Below are 19783 nucleotides of genomic sequence, written 5' to 3'. Positions count from 1 at the left end.
ATGGTCCGTACCACCCGTGTGCCCGCCGCCCGTGTGCCCGCGGCCCTGGCCCTTTTCACCGCAGTGATCGGCGACGCCGGTGCCGCGTTCGGCGTCGGCGGCTGCGGCAAGGAAGGCAGCCCGCCGCGGAAGGGCCCCGCGGCCGGCACGCTGCCCGACTACCGGGTCGTGCGCGGCTTCCGGCTGCCGTCCTCACCGACCTGGACCCGGGCGAGGAAGCGCGGTCACCTCGTCGTCGGCGCCAAGGAGGACCAGCCGTACCTCGGCGAGCGGGACCCGGCCACCGGCGTCCACTCGGGCTTCGACATCGAGATCGCCTGGTCGGCTTCGCCGGCCCGTACTACATGGCGGGCCAGTCCCTCCTCGTCCGCCACGACGAGAACGACATCCACGGCCCCCAGAACCTCGCAGGCAAGCGCGTCTGCTCGGCGGCGGGGTCGACGCCGTACCAGCGGATCAGGGCCGACCACCCGAAAGCGGTCCCCGTCGCCTACGACACCTACTCCGTCTGCGTCGACAACCTGCTCACCTACCAGGTCGACGCCGTCACCACCGACGACGCCATCCTCATCGGCTACGCGGCGAAGGCCCCCGGCGAACTCAAGGTCGTCGGCAGGCCCTTCTCGAAGGAGCCGTACGGCATCGGCGTCCCCCGCGGCGACACCGCCCTGCGCTCCGCGATGGACGACGCATTGGAGGCACGTGAGAAGAACGGCGACTGGAAGAAGGCGTACGAGGCGACGCTCGGCCTGTCCGGCGTACCCGCCCCCGCGCCGCCCCCGATCGACCGCTGTCCGGCGAGCTGAGCGAGGACGGCATGAACGTACTGACCGACAACTTCCGCACGTACGCCGAGGGTTTTCTCGGCACGCTCGAACTGACCGTCTGCTCCTCGGCGCTGGCCCTGCTCCTCGGCTTCGTCATGGCGTCCTTCCGGGTCGCGCCCGTCGGCTCCCTGCGGGCCATCGGCACGGCCTGGGTCACCGTGCTCCGCAACACCCCGCTCACCCTCCTGTTCTTCGCGGTGCTGCTCGGCCTGCCCCGCTTCGGACTGGTGCTGCCGTTCAAGGTGTTCGCGGTCCTCGCCCTCGGCTGCTACACCTCCGCGTTCATCTGCGAGGCGCTGCGCTCCGGCATCGACACGGTGCCCCGGGGGCAGGGCGAGGCGGCCCGCAGCCTGGGCATGACCTTCGGTCAGACGCTGCGACTGGTGATCCTTCCCCAGGCGTTCCGGTCGGTGGTCCCGCCGGTCGGCTCCACCCTCATCGCGCTCGCCAAGAACTCCGCGATCGCGGGCGCCTTCAGCGTCACGGAACTCCTCGGCACCTACCGGACGCTGAGCGAACTCGGCTACGACATCGTCTGGACCTTCGTGTGGATCGCCGTCGGCTACCTCATCCTCACCCTCGCCGTCAGCGCCCTGTTCCACCTGATGCAGCGCACCTGGGGAGTCGCCCGATGACCGAGGCCACCGCGCTCTACGACATCCCGGGACCCGTCACCAGAAGGCGGCACACCGCATACGGCGTCCTCGCGGCCGGCGTCGTCGTGGCCCTGCTCGCCGGGATCCTCCACCTCCTCTCCAGCGCCGGCCAGTTCACGTCCACCAAGTGGATGCCCTTCGCCTACGAGGGGATCCAGAAGCTCCTCCTGCGTGGTCTCGGCAACACCCTCAAGGCCTTCGCGACGGCGGCCGTCCTCTCCCTGGCGCTGGGCGGACTGCTGGCCACCGGACGGCTCTCCGAGCACCGGCCGGTGCGCCTGCTCGCCACCGTCGTCGTGGAGTTCTCCCGGGCCATGCCCGTCCTGGTCATGATCTTCTTCGTCTTCGTGGCGCTGAAGGTCCAGCCGCTGCCCGCCCTGGTCACCGGACTCACCCTCTACAACGGCTCGGTGCTCATCACCTACGAGGAGTTCCTCCATGCCGGGAAACTGATCGCGTCCAACCTCGACTACGATTTGCCCTTCATCCCCGTGGTGATGGTGATCTCGCCGATCTACATCGGGATGTGCATGTTGCTCTCGTGGTTCGCCGGCTGGGTGGCCAGGCGGGAGCGGCACAGTCCCAGGACCGGGGCCGCCGAGGTGGCCCCGGCCGAACCAGGGACGCTGCTGCCGTAGGGGCAGCAGCCAAAGGGCCAGGCCCGGCCGGCGGCAGCCGGAGATCACTGCTCGCGCAGCGGGACGGACACGTACGACGGGTCGTCCACCGACGAGGAGAAGGTCAGCTGCGCGCCGGACGGGTTGTGCTCGATGTAGAGCGGGTCCACCGTGTCGATCACCAGCGCGAGCCGGTGCCCGGCGGGCACGTCGTAGGCCGTGGAGAACAGGTCCAGGTTTACGTCGAACGCCTTGCCGGGCGTCCGGCCGTGCCAGGTGTACGGCGCGTTGGTGACCAGCTTGCCGAGGCCGAGCGGCCCCACGTCGTAGAGGTAGGCGACCAGGGTGCCGCTCTCCGCGGTCGGGGTGAGGGTGGTGTGCAACCGGGCCGTGCCGCGCACCTGCTGGGTGCCGGTGTACCGCCCGGACTGCCAGACGGCGGCCCAGCGGCGGGGGAGCAGCGGGATCGAGGCGACCGGCGGCAGCTGGGCGACCTGGTCGAGGATGCTGGACAGGAAGACGGTCCCGCCGTCCGCGCCCGAGTCGACGTTCGCGTGCACGGTGGCCGAGCCCGCGAGGTCGATCTTCCGCCCGGTGGCGCCGACCGACTTCCAGTCCGGATAGCCCTCGTAGCCGCCGGTGGAACGGGACTTGAGCTCAACCGGCTGCTCGCGGTCGATGCCGTTGTCCGCGCCCTTGAGGTAGTGGTCGAACCAGCGCTCGGTGTCCGTCCACACGTCGTTGGGCAGCCCGAACAGTCCGGTCAGCTCGGCGGTCGCGTGGTCGCCGGGGCGCAGTTCGAGCCGCTTGGGGCCGGTCAGCCGGCCGTAGAAGTCGGCGATCTGGTTGGGCGGGAAGACCGTGTCGCCCCAGGCGTTGGCGAGCATGATTGCCGCGCCGTTCTTGTTGATCCGGTCGACGTAGGTCGCGGCGGAACGTTCCCTGCCCCAGTCGATCAGTTCCTGTTCCTTGGACAGGTCGGAGGCGAAGAAGTCCTTGAAGACCTGGCTGGTCTGCGCGCTCGGGCGACCGGTGACCTGGCCGACGCCGTCGAGGAGGGCGGTCGCCTCGGAGTGCTCGGTGCGGCCCGAGTAGATCGAGTCGATCAGGTCGGCCCAGCCGCTCAGCGAGGCGACCGCCTTGATCCGGTCGTCGTGCGCGGCCGCCAGCAGGCTGATGCCGGCGCCGTACGACACGCCCGCCATGCCGATGTGCCCCGCGTCGGACGGGGTGTTGGCGAGCGCCCAGTCGATCACCTTCGACGCGTCGGCCACGTCGGGCGGCCCCGCCACTTCTATCCCGCCGCCGGACTGCCAGAACCCCCGGACGTTGTAGGCCACCACCACATAGCCGGAGTCGGCGAGCTTCTGGGCCTGGGCCAGGTACTGGACCTGCGGGAAGCCCCAGCTCGTGGGCATGACGAGCAGCGGGTAGCGGTGCGAGCCGTCGGCGCCCGCGGGCGTGACGACGTTCGCCTTGAGCGTCGTGCCGCCGTCCCCGGTGATGTCGACGAACCGGACGCCGTTCCCGGCGGCCTGGGCGGCGGGCGTGAACCCGAGGACACCGCCGGCGATCAGGGTCGCGGAGACCACCCCCACGGCGGTCGTGCGCAGGGCCTTGCGATGGGTTCCCACAGGTCACTCCCCGTCTGTGTCAGAGCAAAGTGACCCGACGGTAACCGCGACTCCCTACTGCAAGTAACCCGTCGGTAAGTTACGTACCAGTAAAGACTGTTGAGCCGGGCGGGCGGTCAGGAGGCGCGGTGCGAGGCGCGGGGCGTCTCGGTGGCGTCGGGCGGCAGCGGGGCCTGGGCGGCACGGGTGACGTCCTCGACGAGTTCGACCACGTCGGGGCCGTACGCCTGCGAGTTGACGACCTTGAGGAGCAGCACGAAGGAGTTGTTGCCGTGCTTGCGGGCGAGCCGCTGGTGGTTGCGGGCGAGGTAGCGGGTGGCCGCCTGGTTGGTGATCGCGCGCTGCCCGCAGAAGAGGAACACCGGGCGGGCGTCGGGGCGTTGGCCGGCGGTGAGGCGGGCCAGCAGCACGTACTCCGTGATGCCCGGATCGAGGCGGTAGCGCTCGGCACCGATCTGGAAGGCGCCGCGGTCCGGGCCCGGTTCCGGGTCAATGTTGACGCGGACGCCGGGCAGCATCGCGGACATGTGAGCGAGCATGCGGCGATTCGACCCGGGGCCTCCGACGCAGAACTCGGTCCGCTCGCCGAAGCCCTGCTGGACGTTGTCCTGGGTAACCATCTGCAGGTTCGCGCCGCAGTCCTTGATGAGCGCGGCCAGCTCCAGGAGCGCGAACACGTCGAAACGGTGGACGGCCGGTTCCGAGGTGGCCGGATCGCGGTTGACGACCAGCAGCGACTCCGAGTTCTCCGGCAGCCCGAAAAAGGCCTGCTTGCGGCGTAGGCTCCGGCGCCACAGCGAGGTGCGGGCCAGCCAGCCGAGCGCCGCGCTGATGCCGGCCGCCACGACGCCGAGGATAATGTTGCGCAGGTCGTCATTCATGGGCGCGCATGCTAGCGGTCACAGGTGGCCGGAACGTACCCGTGTTCGAAGTGTGGCGGTCATATGACAGTGCCCTGAATGTGGCTGTCGGGGCCCCGGCCCCGTCGGTACGCTGCGCGGACGTTCCGGAACTGGAGGTGCGGATGCGTCGCCCTGTCGCGCGGAAACTGACGGTCCTGGCGGTCTCGGCCGCCGTGGTGTCGGGGGGGGGGGGGGGGGGGGCCCCCCCCCCCCCCCCCCCCCCCCCCCCCCCCCCCCCCACCGCGAAGACCCCGGTGGCCGTCGGCTACGGCGGTGCGGTCTCCAGCGTCGACGCCGACGCGACCGCCGCCGGTATCGAGGTGCTCCGCAAGGGCGGCAACGCGGTCGACGCGGCCGTCGCCACCGCCGCCGCGCTCGGCGTCACCGAGCCCTACTCCGCCGGCATCGGAGGCGGCGGCTACTTCGTCTACTACGACGCCAAGTCCCGTACGGTGCACACGATCGACGGCCGTGAGACCGCGCCGCTGACCGCCGACTCGAACCTGTTCGTGGAGAACGGCAAGCCGCTCGCCTTCGCCGACGCCGTCAGCAGCGGGCTGAGCGTCGGCACCCCGGGGACGCCGGCGACCTGGCAGACGGCGCTCGGCCAGTGGGGGACGGAGCGGCTCGGCTCGGTGCTGAAACCGGCCGAGCGGATCGCCCGCAAGGGGTTCGTCGTCGACGACACCTTCCAGTCGCAGACCGCCGCGAACGAGACCCGGTTCCGGTACTTCCCGGACACGGCCAAGCTGTTCCTGCCGGGCGGGAAGCTGCCGGTGGTGGGCTCCACCTTCAAGAACCCCGAACTGGCCCGGACCTACGAGGAACTGGGGAAGAAGGGGATCGGGGCCGTCTACGACGGCGACCTCGGCAAGGACATCGTGTCGACGGTCGACAACCCGCCCGTGGACCCGGCTTCGGGGTGGAAGGCGCGGGCGGGCAAGCTGTCCGTGCAGGATCTGGCCTCCTACCGGGCCAAGCTGCAGGCCCCGACCGAGACCGGGTACCGCGGGCTGAAGGTGTACTCGATCGCACCGTCGTCGTCCGGCGGGACCACGGTCGGGGAGGCCCTCAACATCCTGGAGAACACCGACCTCTCCAAGGCCAGTGAGGTGCAGTACCTGCACCACTTCATCGAGTCGAGCCGGATCTCCTTCGCCGACCGGGGGCGCTGGGTCGGCGACCCCGCGTTCGAGGACGTGCCGACGAAGGGGCTGCTGTCGCAGCGGTACGCCGACGAGCGGGCGAAGCTGATCAGCGACGACGCGGTACTGACCAGCCCGGTCGCACCGGGCGACCCGAACAACCCCGGGTCGACCGGCACGGCGGCGCCGACCACGTACGAGGGCGAGAACACGACGCATCTCACGGTCGCCGACAAGTGGGGGAACGTCGTCTCCTACACGCTGACCATCGAGCAGACCGGTGGCAGCGCGATGACCGTTCCGGGGCGGGGGTTCCTGCTCAACAACGAGCTGACCGACTTCTCGTTCACCCCGGCGAACCCCGCGGTGCACGACCCGAACCTGCCGGGGCCCGGGAAGCGGCCGCGGTCGTCCATTTCGCCGACGATCGTGCTCGACAAGGCGAACCGTCCGGTGGTCGCGGTGGGCTCGCCCGGTGGGGCGACCATCATCACGACGGTGCTGCAGGTGCTGACCGAGTTCCTCGACCGGCATCTGCCGCTGGTGGACGCGATCGCCGCGCCTCGGGCGTCGCAGCGGAACGCGGCGAAGACCGAGTTGGAGCCGGCGCTGTACAACGACTCTGTGCTGAGGGGGAAGTTGGAGGCCATCGGGCACTCGTTCAGCCTGAATCCGGAGATCGGTGCGGCTACTGGTGTGCAGCGGCTGCCGGGTGGGAAGTGGCTGGCGGCGGCGGAGACCGTGCGGAGGGGTGGGGGATCGGCCCAGGTGGTGGATCCTTCGTCCTAGACGCCGGGTGCGGGTGCGTGGGGGCTGGTCGCGCAGTTCCCCGCGCCCCTAAAGGGGCGCGTTCTCCGGGCGGAACTCCAAGTGGCCGTCCGTGACGTCCACTGTCACGCTGCTGCCCTCCGCGATCGTGCCGTCCAGGAGCAGGCGTGAGAGCTGGTTGTCGACTTCCCGCTGGATGGTGCGGCGCAGGGGGCGGGCGCCGTACTCCGGCTGGTAGCCGTGTTCCGCGAGCCAGTTGACCGCCGCGTCCGTGAAGTGGGCGGTGATGCCCTGGGCGTGCAGCATGCGGCGGGTGTGCTCCAGCAGGAGTTCGGTGATCTGGCGCAGCTGCTCGCTCGTGAGCTGGCGGAAGACGACGATCTCGTCGATGCGGTTGAGGAACTCCGGGCGGAAGTGGTCCCGCAGCGGGCGCAGGACCCGCTCGCGGCGGGCCTCCTCCGTCGCCTCCTCGCCGCCGGGGCCGAAGCCGATGCCGGCACCGCGCCGCGTGATCACGTCGGAGCCCAGGTTGCTCGTCATCACGATGACCGTGTTGGTGAAGTCCACCGTGCGGCCCTGCGAGTCGGTCAGGCGGCCGTCGTCCAGGACCTGGAGCAGGATGTTGAAGACGTCCGGGTGCGCCTTCTCCACCTCGTCGAGGAGGAGCAGGGAGTACGGGTGGCGGCGGACGACCTCGGTGAGCTGGCCCGCCTCCTCGTGGCCCACGTAGCCGGGCGGGGCTCCCACCAGGCGGGAGACGGTGTGGCGCTCCTGGTACTCGCTCATGTCCAGGCGGACCATCCGGTCCTCGCTGCCGAACAGCACCTCGGCGAGCGCGCGGGCCAGTTCGGTCTTGCCGACGCCGGTCGGGCCGAGGAAGAGGAAGCTGCCGATCGGGCGGTTCGGGCTCGCAAGTCCGGCGCGGGAGCGCATGACCGCCTCGGAGACGGCGGCGACCGCCTCGTTCTGGCCGATGACCCGCTGGTGCAGGTGGGCCTCCAGGCCGAGCAGCCGTTCCTTCTCCTCCTGGGTGAGGCTGCTGACCGGGATGCCGGTCTGGCGTGACACCACCTCGGCGATCGCCTCGGCCGTCACCTCCAGGTTCAGCCCCTCGTCCGCCTCGTCCTCACCGGAGAGTTCGGCGATGCGGGTCTTCAGCTCGCCGATGCGGTCCCGGACCTGGGTGGCGCGCTCGTACTGCTCGTCGGCGACCGCCTGGTCCTTGTCCCGGGTGAGCTGCTCGATCTCCCGCTCCATGGCGCGGACGTCGGTGCCCTTGGTACGGGCGCCGAGGCGGACCCGCGCGCCTGCCTGGTCGATCAGGTCGATCGCCTTGTCCGGCAGCCTGCGGTCGGTCAGGTAGCGGTCGGAGAGCTCGACGGCGGCGACCAGGGCCTCGTCGGTGTAGCGGACCTGGTGGTGCGCCTCGTAGCGGTCGCGCAGGCCGCGCAGGATCTCGATGGTGTCGGGGACCGTCGGCTCGGGCACCAGGATCGGCTGGAAGCGGCGGGCCAGCGCCGCGTCCTTCTCGATCTTGCGGAACTCCTCGAGCGTGGTCGCGCCCACGATGTGCAGCTCGCCCCGGGCCAGCGCGGGCTTGAGGATGTTGGCCGCGTCCATCGCGCCGCCCTCGCCGCCGCCCCCGGCGCCGACCACGGTGTGCAGCTCGTCGATGAAGACGATCAGCTGGTCGGAGTGTGAGCGGATCTCGCCCACGATGTTGTTGAGCCGCTCCTCGAAGTCGCCCCGGAACCGGGTACCGGCGACCACGCCGGACAGGTCGAGGGCGACCACCCGGCGTCCGGCGAGCCCGTCCGGCACGTCCCCGTCGGCGATCCGCTGGGCCAGGCCCTCGACGATCGCCGTCTTGCCGACTCCGGCGTCACCGATCAGCACGGGGTTGTTCTTGCCGCGCCGGGAGAGCACCTCGATGGTCTGCTCGATCTCGTCGTCGCGGCCGATCACCGGGTCGATCCGGCCCTCCCCGGCCAGCTCGGTCAGATCCCTGCCGTACTTGTCGAGGTTCGGCGTGCCGCTCGCACGTCGCCGGGTGTCCGGACCGGCGAGCGTGCGGTCGGTCTCGGCGGCGTCCGGCGGCAGGCCTGCGGCGGCGAACCGGGCCGCGTTCAGGATGTGCCCGGCGGCGGAGTCCGGGTTGGCGGCCAGCGCGCCCAGCACGTGCTCGGGGCCGATGTATCCGGCCCCACCGGCCCGGGCCAGGTCGTGCGCGTCCAGCAGGGCTCGTTTGACGGCCGGGGTGAGAGAGAGCGAGGTCGGCGGGGGAGCCTCGCCCGGCGGGTGCTGGACCGGTCCCGCGCGGCCGTCGATCTCCGTCGCCAGCGAGTCGGGGTCGGCGCCGGACCTGCTCAGCAGGGATCGGGTGGGCTCCGCGGCGAGCGCCGCGCGCAGCAGGTGCTCGGTGTCGAGGTCCCGGCTGCCGTGCTCGGCGGCGTACTGGGCGGCGCCCTTGACCAGCTCCCTCGCCGGCTGGCTCAGCAGCCTGCCGATGTCGATCTGCCGGGGGCCCTGGCGGGCTCCGCCGCCGCCGAAGAAGCGTGCGAGGAACTCTCCGAAAGGGTCCTGTCCGAAGTTGTCCGGTCCGGGGTAACCGCTGGTCATGAGCGTTCGTTCCGTTCCGGCGTCCCGGCGCCTGGTGGGACGCGCTCGCTGGTCGACGTGCCGGTCCACGCGGGTGCCCCTGCAGGGGCCCGGTCACACCACCTTCGCACGCCCGCCGGAGGGGGGCACGTCCAGCAGTTCGGGCGACGGGCCGGGCCGTGCCTGGCAGGCGCCGCGCCGTCGCACCGGCCGCTCCCGGAACCCGGCCGGTGCGTCGGCGCGCGTGCTGTCACGTGACCGGCGGCCGGGGCGGGCCGCCGGCAGTTCTCCGGGTTCAGCTCTCCGGGTTCCTGGCCGTGAGAACGCGTGGCCCCGCCTCCGTGATCGCCACCGTGTGCTCCGCGTGGGCCGCCCGGGAACCGTCGTTCGTCCGCAGGGTCCAGCCGTCCTCGGCCGCGTGGTAGCCGTCCCGGCCGCCGCCGATCAGCATGGGCTCGATCGCGAGGACCATGCCGTGCCGGAGCGGGAGACCGCGGCCGGGACGGCCCTCGTTCGGCACCCCGGGGTCCTCGTGCATACGGCGGCCGATGCCGTGTCCGCCGAAGTCCTGCGGGATGCCGTAGCCGGCGTCCCGGCACACCCGGCCGACCGCGTGCGCGATGTCGCCGATGCGGTTGCCGACGACCGCCGCCGCGATGCCCGCCGCGAGCGCCCGCTCGGCCGTCTCGACGAGCCGTACGTCCGCCGGGCGGGGCCTGCCGACCGTGAAACTGATCGCCGAGTCGCCCGCCCAGCCGTCCAGCACCGCGCCGCAGTCGATGGAGACCAGGTCTCCGTCGCGCAGCCGGTAGCCGGTCGGGATGCCGTGCACGATCGCGTCGTTCACGGACGCGCAGATGACGGCGGGGAAGGGGGTGGGCGCGAACGAGGGCCGGTAGCCGAGGAAGGGGGAGGAGGCCCCGGCCGCGCGCAGCACCTCCCGCGCCACCTCGTCCAGTTCGAGCAGGGAGACGCCGATGCCGGCGGCCTCGCGTACGGCCGTCAGGGCCCGCCCGACGACCTGGCCCGACGCGTACATGGCGTCGATCGATGTGTCTGTCTTCAGTTCCACCATGCCAATTAATATACCGGCTTTCTCGACCGGATTGGAATCACGGCTTAGAATGACGGCATGGTGCGCACCCCTCTCACTCCGGAAGAGCGCGAACGCGGCGAGCGGCTCGGGCGGTTGCTGCGCGAGGCGCGCGGCGGGCGGAGCATGACGGAGGTGGCGGCCGCGGCGGGCATCTCGGCCGAGACCCTCCGCAAGATCGAGACCGGGCGGGCGCCGACCCCCGCCTTCTTCACCGTTGCCGCGCTGGCCCGCGCGCTCGGCCTCTCGATGGACGACCTGGTGGAGCGCTGCGCCCTGGTCGTCGTGTGACACGGGGCGGTGCGTGACGCGCGTCGGCGGGTGCCGCGCAGCGGTCAAGATCGGGCAATGAGGGCTCCGCGTCCCCGCTGAAAACTCCCCGTAGCAACTCCGTAACACAACTGGTGTTGCCTACGGAACCGGAGTGTTCCGGTCTGGCGGGAGTCGAGCGATGACTGTGGATCAACTCCCGGGCCGAGTACGGGAGTTCGCGAGCTACCTGAACGGCCTGCTGGCGCGCCTCGACCAGGGCGGCGGCTGGTGCGCCGTCTTCTGGCAGCGCGATCCCGACGGTATGCAGGCCTGCCTCGGCGGACGCGAGGTGCCGCCCTGGGACGTCGTGGAGGCGCTGCTCCAGGACCTGGCGACCGTCCGCGGCACCGAGGCCGCCGCGCGTGAGGCCGAGCAGGCCCGCCGGCTGCACGCGGACGCGCTCGCCGCGTTCGACAACCGGCCGGGCGCCCGCCAGGACCTCAGTGACCGCCTCGACGTCACCCTCCGCGAACAGCGGTACGCCGCGGAACGGCTGGCCCAGCTCGGTCGCGCCCTCGACTCCGCGCACTCCCGCGAGCAGGCCGAGGCCCTGCACATCGACCTCGCCTGGGCCCGCGACGACCACGAGCGGGCCTCGGCCCGGTGCGCCGAGCTCCGGGCCCGGATGGGAAGGCTGGAACACCGGGCCGAGCCCGCCGGGCGACCGCCGGCCGAGGCCCTCACCGTGACTCCCGAGCCCGCCGGGCGACCGCCGGCCGAGACCCTCAGCGTGACTCCCGAGCCCGCCCCGGCGCCTGCCCCCGCCAAGCAGCGCAAGCGCCGGCGGGGCAGTGCCCGGTTCGCCGGCCTGGCCGAGGACGAGGCCGCGCCCGGCGCCGTGCCGCAGGTCGCACCGCAGGCGCCGGACGCGTCGGTGCCCGAGGCCGCCACCGGCCGCCGCACCCCGCGCGGCGCCCGCTTCGCCGGGGCCGTCGAGGCACCGGCGCGGCCGGAGCCGGTGCCGGCGGAGCCCGACGAGGAGTCGGGGCGGGCCGTGGCCGCGGCCGTCGAGATGCTCGAACGGCTCCGGGCGGAGGGCCGCACCGGGGAGGCGCACGCGCTCCTCGCCGAGGTCGCGCTCTGGCCCGCGGCCCGGTTCCCGTTGCTCGCGGACGCCCTCCAGCGGACCGGGCTCGGCGCCGACTGGGCCACGCTGCTGTGGGAGGCGGCCTCGCTGCCGCCCGCCCGGCTCGTCGCGGCCGCCGACGCCCTGACCGCCGCCGGCCGGACCGACGACGGCCGGCAGATCCTGCGCCAGGGCGTCGCCCGCCCCGCCCCGGAGATCGGCGAGGCCGTCCTCGCCCTGGACACGGAGGGCCGCCACCGCGAGGCCCGGGCCCTCCTGGACACGTACGTCCAGGTCCGTCCCCCGGAGGAGACGGCCCACAGCGCGGAACCGGATCCCCAGCGCCTGGTGCCCCTGCTGCTCCGCTCGGCCCAGCAGATCTCCGACCAGCGCCACTGGGACCTGCTGCACGCCCTGCGGGTGGCGGGCCTCGCCTCCTGAGGGGTTCCACCGAGGCGCACCCCCTGGGGGCGCTGGGGGTGCCCCCGGCCGAAGGCTGAGGGAGGAACTGCGCGACCGGCCCCCACGCACCCGCAGTCGAAAACGGCGCCCGGCTGAGTCGGCGCGCTTCCCTGACGGCCCCGCATCCGCCAGCCAGGTAAGAAACGCGATCGACTCGGCGGCTTAACGACGATGGTCTTGGCAAGGACTCCGAGGAGGCCTACTTTCGACCCTCTACGGGCGTAGAAGGAGCAGCTCATGGCCAACGTCGTACGCGCCGCTCTGGTCCAGGCCACCTGGACGGGCGACACCGAGTCCATGGTGGCGAAACACGAGGAACACGCCCGCGAGGCGGCCCGCCGCGGCGCGAAGATCATCGGATTTCAGGAAGTCTTCAACGCCCCCTACTTCTGCCAGGTCCAGGAACCCGGGCACTACCGCTGGGCCGAGCCGGTCCCGGACGGACCCACCACGCGCCGTATGCAGGAACTCGCGCGCGAGACCGGCATGGTGATCGTCGTCCCGGTCTTCGAGGTCGAGCAGTCCGGCTTCTACTACAACACCGCCGCCGTGATCGACGCCGACGGCACCGTCCTCGGCAAGTACCGCAAGCACCACATCCCGCAGGTCAAGGGCTTCTGGGAGAAGTACTACTTCAAGCCCGGGAACGCCGGCTGGCCGGTCTTCGACACCGCCGTCGGCAAGGTCGGCGTGTACATCTGCTACGACCGCCACTTCCCCGAGGGCTGGCGGCAACTCGGCCTCAACGGCGCCCAGTTGGTCTACAACCCGTCGGCCACCTCGCGCGGCCTCTCGGCCTACCTCTGGCAGCTTGAGCAGCCGGCCGCCGCCGTCGCCAACGAGTACTTCGTCGCCGCCATCAACCGGGTGGGCCAGGAGGAGTACGGCGACAACGATTTCTACGGGACGAGCTATTTCGTCGATCCACGGGGGCAGTTCGTGGGGGAGGTCGCGAGCGACAAGGGCGAGGAACTCGTCGTCCGCGACCTCGACTTCGACCTGATCGACGAGGTGCGGCAGCAGTGGGCCTTCTACCGCGACCGCCGTCCCGACGCCTACGAAGGGCTGGTACAGCCGTGAACGACCTCTTCGCCCGCCACCGCCAGGTCCTGCCCGACTGGCTGGCTCTCTACTACGACGAGCCCCTGGAGATCACCCACGGCGAGGGCCGGCACGTCTGGGACGCGGCCGGCAACCGGTACCTCGACTTCTTCGGCGGCATCCTCACCACGATGACCGCCCACGCGCTGCCCGAGGTGACGAAGGCGGTGAGCGAGCAGGCCGGCCGGATCATCCACTCCTCCACCCTCTACCTCAACCGCCCGATGGTCGAACTGGCCGAGCGCATCGCCCAGCTGAGCGGCATCCCGGACGCCCGGGTCTTCTTCACCACCTCCGGCACCGAGGCCAACGACACGGCCCTGCTGCTCGCGACCACGTACCGCCGGACCAACACCGTCCTGGCGATGCGCAACAGCTACCACGGCCGCTCCTTCAGCGCGGTCGGCATCACCGGCAACAAGGGCTGGTCCCCGACCTCCCTCTCCCCGCTGCAGACGCTGTACGTCCACGGCGGTGTCCGCACCCGCGGTCCGTTCGCCGAGCTGAACGACCGCGACTTCATCGCGGCCTGCGTCGACGACCTGCGCGACCTGCTCGGCCACACCCGGCCGCCGGCCGCGCTGATCGCCGAGCCCATCCAGGGCGTCGGCGGCTTCACCTCCCCGCCCGACGGGCTGTACGCGGCCTTCCGCAAGGTTCTCCAGGAGCAGGGCATCCTCTGGATCGCCGACGAGGTGCAGACCGGCTGGGGCCGTACCGGCGAGCACTTCTGGGGCTGGCAGGCACACGGCCAGAGCGGCCCGCCGGACATCCTCACCTTCGCCAAGGGCATCGGCAACGGCAGCTCCATCGGCGGCGTGGTGGCCCGCTCGGAGATCATGAACTGCCTCGACTCCAACAGCATCTCGACGTTCGGCGGCACCCAGATCACCATGGCCGCGGGCCTCGCCAACCTGTCGTACCTGCTGGAACACGACCTCCAGGGCAACGCCCGCCGCGTCGGCGGCCTCCTCATCGAACGCCTCCGCGCGGTCGCCGCCCAGCTGCCCGGCGTACGCGAGGTCCGCGGCCGCGGCCTGATGATCGGCGTCGAACTGGTCAAGCCCGGCACCGACGAGGCCGACCCCAAGTCCGCCTCGGCCGTCCTGGAGGCGGCCCGCGAAGGCGGCCTCCTGATCGGCAAGGGCGGCGGCCACAACACGAGTGCGCTGCGCATCGCCCCGCCGTTGTCCCTGACGGTGGCGGAGGCGGAGGAGGGCGCGGCGATCCTCGAACAGGCGCTGCGGAGTGCCTACTAGGGGACCCGCCGTGTGCCGGCTGCGGCGCCGTCGTGGCCGATCGCGCAGTTCCCCGCGCCCCTGAAGGGGCGCCCTGCAGCCCCCTGCTTTTAGGGGCGCGGGGAACTGCGCGACCAGCCCCCACCGGCCCGCAGCCGCCGAACGCACCACACCCGACCAAGGGACACGCAAGATGACCGCCACCTGGGATCCCCCGAACACCACAGACCCCATACTGTCGGTCCGCCAGATCCTCGCCCTGGAACGGGTCCTGGCCGGAGACCCCGAGGTGGTGGCCGGAGCCACCCACCTCGACCGCCCCGTCCGCTGGGTGCACGTCGCCGAGGCTCCCGACGTCGGCGTCATGCTCACCGGCGGCGAGATGGTCCTCACCACCGGCGTCCTGCTCGCCGGTGACGAGCACAAACAGGCCGACTACATCCAGTCCCTGCACCGGGCCGAGGCGGCGGCCGTCGTCCTCGGCCTCGGCCGCGCGTTCCCCGCCCCACCGGACGCCATGCGCCGCGCAGCGGACCGCTGCGGCCTCCCCCTGGTGGTCCTGCACCGCCCCTTCCCCTTCGCCGAGCTGACGGAGGAGGTCCAGTCCCGCCTGGTCCGGCGGAAGTTCGCCGCCGTCAGCCTCTCGGAGTCCGTCCGCACCGCCCTCACCGGCCTCATCACGGCCGCCGCCCCTCTCCAGCGGCTCCTCGACGAAGTCGCCGTGCACAGCGCCTGCCCGGTCGTCGTCACCAACCTCGCGCACCGGGTCCTCGCCACCGCGGGAGAGCGGTCGGCCGTGGACGACGTGCTGCGGGACTGGGAACGCATCGCCCGGCAGGCCGGCGGCGGCGCGGCCGACGGCTGGATCCGCGCCGAACTGGGCGGCCGGGGCGAGCGCTGGGGCCAGATCATGCTCTGCGGCTACCGCGGCGACACCGCCACCGGCCGGCTCCTTGCCGAGCGGGGCGCCGAGGCCCTCGTCCTGCACCGCATGCTCGGCGGCGGCTCCGCCCACACCTGGGAGGAGCAGTCCGCGCAGAGCCTGCTGACCGACCTGGTCTCCGGGGTCGTACCGGCCCGCCAGCTGCTGCCCAGGGCCCGGGCGGCCGGCCTCCCGGTCAACCGGCGGACCTTCGTCCCGCTCGTCGTACGGGACGCGGAACCGGCCCAACTGGAGCGGATCCTGCGGCTGCTGGGCCTGCCCGGACTCGTCGCCGAACTCACCGAGCGCACCACCGCCGTCCTCCTCAGCCTCGCCCGCGACCAGGACGCCGTCGCCCTCGCCGCGCACTTCGCCGCCCGGCTGCACGGCGAGTCCGCGGGGCCCCGGGCGGTGGTGGCGGCCGCGGGCGCCCGTACCGTCTGGGACGACGTGCCCGTCGGCCTGCGCGAGGCCCAGCACGTCGCGGACGCCGTCGCCGACACCACCGACGCCCTCGGCCTCCCGGCCGTCGTACGGCTCAGGGACGTCCACCTGCGCGGCCTGATCCGGCTGCTGCGGGACGACCCGCATGTCCAGTCCTTCGCCGAGCGCGAGCTGGACGGCCTGCTGTGCGGGAACGGCGCCGACCAGGACCTGCTCGGCGTGCTGCGGACCTACCTCGCCACCGGCCGCAACAAGTCCCGCACCGCCCAGCTCCACCACGTCTCCCGCCCCGCGCTGTACCGCCGCCTCGAGGCGATACAGACCCGGCTCGGCGTCGACCTCGACGACTTCGAGCAGGCGGCCTCGGTGCACATCGCACTCCTCGCGCACGACGCGCAACAGCAGTGAAACATGCGACGACCTGGGAAAACGGCGGTGAAACATGAGCCGACGGCAGCGTGACACGGTGCCACGCCGGGCGCCCGCAGACGTGACACGATGCAACTCAAACAGGGCTTCCGGGCTTTCTAGCCTTCTCGCACACCGAGCGACCGGAGGTCCCGATGAGCCGAGTGATTCGTGCCGCCCTCTTCCAGACCGCCTGGACCGGCGACAAGGAGTCGATGATCCAGGTCCACGAGCAGGCGGCCCGCGACGCGGCCGCACAGGGCGCGCAGGTCCTGTGCTTCCAGGAGCTGTTCTACGGACCCTACTTCTGCCAGGTCCAGGACAAGGCCTTCTACGAGTACGCCGAGCAGGTCCCGGACGGCCCGGTCGTCCAGCGCTTCCAGGCCCTCGCCCGCGAACTGGGCCTCGTCCTGATCCTGCCGGTGTACGAGGAGGAGCAGCCCGGCGTCCTCTACAACACCGCCGCCGTGATCGACGCCGACGGCTCGTACCTCGGCAAGTACCGCAAGCACCACATCCCGCAGGTCCCCGGCTTCTGGGAGAAGTTCTACTTCCGGCCGGGGAACGCGGGCTGGCCGGTCTTCGAGACGGCCGTCGGGAAGATCGGCGTCTACATCTGCTACGACCGCCACTTCCCCGAGGGCTGGCGGGCGCTGGGCCTCGCGGGCGCCGAGATCGTCTTCAACCCGTCCGCGACCTCGCGCGGTCTCTCCCGGTACCTCTGGCAGCTGGAGCAGCCGGCCGCTGCCGTGGCCAACGAGTACTTCGTCGGCGCGATCAACCGGGTCGGCGTGGAGGACCTGGGCGACAACGACTTCTACGGCACCTCCTACTTCGTGGACCCGGAGGGCCAGTTCGCCGGCGAGGTGGCCTCCGACAAGGAGACCGAACTCGTCGTCCGCGACCTGGACCTGGCCAAGCTCCGCGAGGTCCGCGACCGCTGGCAGTTCTTCCGCGACCGTCGCCCGGACGCGTACGGCCCCCTGACGGCTCCCTGATCGCGCCCCGCTGAAAGCGCCCCGCAAGGGGCGCTGGGGGTACCCCCGGCCGAAGGCTGGGGGAGGAACTGCGCGACCAGCCACAGACGACCGGCACTTTCCCGACAACCGAACGGAGCGTGAACCCATGGTCGGCCGCACTCTCATCCGTGGCGGACTCGTCATCACCGCGTCCGACGAGATCCACGCCGACGTCCTGATCGAGGACGGCCGCATCGCCGCCCTCGCGGCGACCGGCACCCCCGCCGCCGAGGCCTTCACCGCCGAGCGGACGATCGACGCCACCGGCAAGTACGTCATCCCGGGCGGCGTCGACGCCCACACGCACATGGAGCTGCCGTTCGGCGGCACCTTCGCCTCCGACACCTTCGAGACCGGCACCCGGGCCGCCGCCTGGGGCGGGACCACCACCATCGTCGACTTCGCCGTACAGAGCGTCGGGCACAGCCTGCGCGAAGGCCTGGACGCCTGGCACGCCAAGGCCGAGGGCAACTGCGCCGTCGACTACGGCTTCCACATGATCGTCTCCGACGTGAACCAGGAGACGCTGAAGGAGATGGACCTCCTCGTCGAGGAAGGCGTCACCTCCTTCAAGCAGTTCATGGCCTACCCCGGCGTCTTCTACTCCGACGACGGCCAGATCCTGCGCGCCATGCAGCGCTCCGCCGAGAACGGCGGCCTGATCATGATGCACGCCGAGAACGGCATCGCCATCGACGTGCTCGTGGAACAGGCGCTGGCGCGCGGCGAGACCGACCCCCGCTACCACGGCGAGGTCCGCAAGGCCCTCCTGGAGGCCGAGGCCACCCACCGCGCCATCAAGCTGGCCCAGGTCGCCGGCGCCCCCCTCTACGTCGTGCACGTCTCCGCGATGGAGGCGGTCGCCGAACTCGCCCGTGCGCGCGACGAAGGGCTCCCGGTCTTCGGCGAGACCTGCCCGCAGTACCTCTTCCTGTCCACCGACAACCTCGCCGAGCCCGACTTCGAGGGCGCGAAGTACGTGTGCAGCACGCCTCTTCGCCCCAGGGAGCACCAGGCCAAGCTGTGGCAGGGACTCAGGACCAACGACCTCCAGGTCGTCTCCACCGACCACTGCCCCTTCTGCTTCGTCGGCCAGAAGGAACTCGGCCGCGGCGACTTCTCGAAGATCCCCAACGGCCTGCCCGGCGTCGAGAACCGCATGGACCTGCTCCACCAGGCCGTCGTCGACGGGCACATCACCCGGCGCCGCTGGATCGAGATCGCCTGCGCCACCCCGGCCCGGATGTTCGGCATGTACCCGAAGAAGGGCACCATCACCCCGGGTGCCGACGCCGACGTCGTCATCTACGACCCCCATGCGGAGCAGGTCGTCTCCGCCGAGACCCACCACATGAACGTCGACTACTCGGCGTACGAGGGCAAGCGCCTCACCGGCCGCGTCGAGACGGTCCTCTCGCGCGGCGTACCCGTCATCACCGAGCGCGAGTACACCGGACACGCCGGGCACGGCGTCTACACCCCGCGCTCCACCTGTCAGTACCTCAACTAGGAGAGGCGCCCATGGACTTCGGACTCGTCCTGCAGACCGACCCGCCGGCCTCCCGGGTCGTCAGCCTGATGAAACGGGCCGAGCGCAACGGCTTCCGCTACGGCTGGACCTTCGACTCCGCCGTGCTCTGGCAGGAACCGTTCGTGATCTACAGTCAGATCCTGGCCAACACCAGCAAGCTGACGGTCGGCCCGATGGTCACCAACCCGGGAACCCGCACCTGGGAGGTCACCGCCTCCACCTTCGCCACCCTCAACGACATGTTCGGCAACCGCACGGTCTGCGGCATCGGCCGCGGCGACTCCGCGATGCGGGTGGCCGGCCGCAAGCCCAACACCCTCGCCCGGATCAGCGAGGCCATGAAGGTCATCCGCGCCCTCGGCAGCGGCGGCGAGGCCGACCTCGGCGGGACCGTCATCAGGTTCCCGTGGGTCAAGCCGGGCGCCGAACTCCCGGTCTGGATGGCCGCGTACGGACCGAAGGCCCTGAAGATGACCGGGGAGGAGGCCGACGGTTTCATCCTGCAGCTCTCCGACCTCTACCTCACCGAGTACATGGTCAAGGCGGTGAAGGACGCGGCCGTGGCCGCCGGACGCGACCCGTCCGAGGTCAGGATCTGTGTCGCCGCTCCCGCCTACGTCACCGAGGACGACTCACCCGAGGCCCTCGCCCACGCCCGCGACCAGTGCCGCTGGTTCGGCGGCATGGTCGGCAACCACGTCGCCGACCTGGTCGCCAAGTACGGCGAGCACTCGGCCGCCGTACCCGAGGAACTCACCGACTACATCAAGGCCCGCCAGGGCTACGACTACTCGCACCACGGACGCAGCGGCAACCCCGACACCGAGTTCGTGCCCGACGAGATCGTCGACCGCTTCTGCGTCATCGGCCCGGCCGAGAAGCACATCGAGAAGCTGACCGCCCTGCGCGAGCTGGGCGTCGACCAGTTCGCCGTCTACGACATGCACGACGCGCAGGAGGCCACCATCGACGCGTACGGGACGAAGGTCATCCCGGCCGTCAACGGCTAGCACCCGCCTGGAAGTTGGTCTCCCCCTTCC

General features: G+C 71.5%; 15 protein-coding genes and 1 pseudogene. 12 read left to right on the top strand and 4 right to left on the bottom strand.

From position 1 onward, the window contains the following. The 3 genes and pseudogenes from ACZ63F_RS35190 (at position 1) to ACZ63F_RS35180 (ending at position 2121) form a co-directional block, all read left to right on the top strand. Positions 1-806 (top strand): annotated as a pseudogene (locus ACZ63F_RS35190) (transporter substrate-binding domain-containing protein). Between the two features lie 11 nt (positions 807-817). Next, complete coding sequence (locus ACZ63F_RS35185) at positions 818-1462, top strand: amino acid ABC transporter permease (RefSeq protein WP_469717421.1); 645 nt, start codon at positions 818-820, stop codon at positions 1460-1462. After that, on the top strand, positions 1459-2121 hold the full coding sequence (locus ACZ63F_RS35180) for an ABC transporter permease subunit (protein WP_469717419.1): 663 nt from the start codon (positions 1459-1461) through the stop codon (positions 2119-2121). Before ACZ63F_RS35185 ends, ACZ63F_RS35180 begins: the two co-directional genes overlap by 4 nt. A 44-nt stretch (positions 2122-2165) precedes the next feature. Here the strand turns inward: ACZ63F_RS35180 and ACZ63F_RS35175 are convergent, their stop codons facing one another. After that, positions 2166-3734 (bottom strand): alpha/beta fold hydrolase, encoded by a 1569-nt coding sequence (locus ACZ63F_RS35175; protein ID WP_469717417.1) that lies wholly within the window; start codon positions 3732-3734, stop codon positions 2166-2168. A gap of 116 nt (positions 3735-3850) precedes the next feature. Continuing rightward, entirely contained in the window at positions 3851-4615 is a 765-nt protein-coding gene (locus tag ACZ63F_RS35170; protein WP_469717415.1) for a hypothetical protein, read from the bottom strand. 143 nt (positions 4616-4758) lie between these two features. Here ACZ63F_RS35170 and ggt point away from each other — a divergent pair, with 143 nt between their 5' ends. Next, on the top strand, positions 4759-6570 hold the full coding sequence (ggt, locus tag ACZ63F_RS35165) for a gamma-glutamyltransferase (RefSeq protein ID WP_469717413.1): 1812 nt from the start codon (positions 4759-4761) through the stop codon (positions 6568-6570). A 48-nt stretch (positions 6571-6618) separates the two neighbouring features. On the opposite strand, the gene ACZ63F_RS35160 is transcribed toward ggt, so the two are convergent. Both ACZ63F_RS35160 and map read right to left on the bottom strand, forming a co-directional pair. Further along, positions 6619-9168: an ATP-dependent Clp protease ATP-binding subunit gene (locus ACZ63F_RS35160; protein WP_469717411.1), complete on the bottom strand. Its 2550-nt coding sequence runs from the start codon at positions 9166-9168 to the stop codon at positions 6619-6621. 274 nt (positions 9169-9442) lie between these two features. After that, entirely contained in the window at positions 9443-10222 is a 780-nt protein-coding gene (gene map, locus ACZ63F_RS35155; RefSeq protein WP_469717409.1) for a type I methionyl aminopeptidase, read from the bottom strand. Positions 10223-10279: 57 nt separating this feature from the next. Here map and ACZ63F_RS35150 point away from each other — a divergent pair, with 57 nt between their 5' ends. The 8 genes from ACZ63F_RS35150 (at position 10280) to ACZ63F_RS35115 (ending at position 19753) form a co-directional block, all read left to right on the top strand. Further along, a complete protein-coding gene (locus ACZ63F_RS35150) occupies positions 10280-10531 on the top strand; it encodes a helix-turn-helix domain-containing protein (protein ID WP_351707725.1) in 252 nt (83 codons plus the stop codon). 160 nt (positions 10532-10691) lie between these two features. Next, complete coding sequence (locus ACZ63F_RS35145) at positions 10692-12059, top strand: hypothetical protein (protein ID WP_469717406.1); 1368 nt, start codon at positions 10692-10694, stop codon at positions 12057-12059. Positions 12060-12317: 258 nt separating this feature from the next. Continuing rightward, complete coding sequence (locus ACZ63F_RS35140) at positions 12318-13160, top strand: nitrilase-related carbon-nitrogen hydrolase (RefSeq protein WP_351959975.1); 843 nt, start codon at positions 12318-12320, stop codon at positions 13158-13160. After that, complete coding sequence (locus ACZ63F_RS35135; RefSeq protein ID WP_469717404.1) at positions 13157-14440, top strand: aspartate aminotransferase family protein; 1284 nt, start codon at positions 13157-13159, stop codon at positions 14438-14440. The genes ACZ63F_RS35140 and ACZ63F_RS35135 overlap by 4 nt, the downstream gene beginning before the upstream one ends. A gap of 172 nt (positions 14441-14612) precedes the next feature. Further along, entirely contained in the window at positions 14613-16193 is a 1581-nt protein-coding gene (locus tag ACZ63F_RS35130) for a PucR family transcriptional regulator (RefSeq protein WP_469717402.1), read from the top strand. 155 nt (positions 16194-16348) lie between these two features. Next, on the top strand, positions 16349-17191 hold the full coding sequence (locus ACZ63F_RS35125; RefSeq protein WP_352362706.1) for a nitrilase-related carbon-nitrogen hydrolase: 843 nt from the start codon (positions 16349-16351) through the stop codon (positions 17189-17191). A 127-nt stretch (positions 17192-17318) separates the two neighbouring features. Continuing rightward, a complete protein-coding gene (gene hydA / locus ACZ63F_RS35120) occupies positions 17319-18722 on the top strand; it encodes a dihydropyrimidinase (protein ID WP_469717399.1) in 1404 nt (467 codons plus the stop codon). An 11-nt stretch (positions 18723-18733) separates the two neighbouring features. Further along, on the top strand, positions 18734-19753 hold the full coding sequence (locus tag ACZ63F_RS35115; protein ID WP_352362702.1) for a TIGR03842 family LLM class F420-dependent oxidoreductase: 1020 nt from the start codon (positions 18734-18736) through the stop codon (positions 19751-19753). Positions 19754-19783: the final 30 nt, after the last annotated feature.

The organism is Streptomyces sp. NPDC104761 (assembly GCF_055583445.1).
Note: the sequence above shows the minus strand (reverse complement) of the source record. Positions and strands in the feature narration are given on the sequence as shown.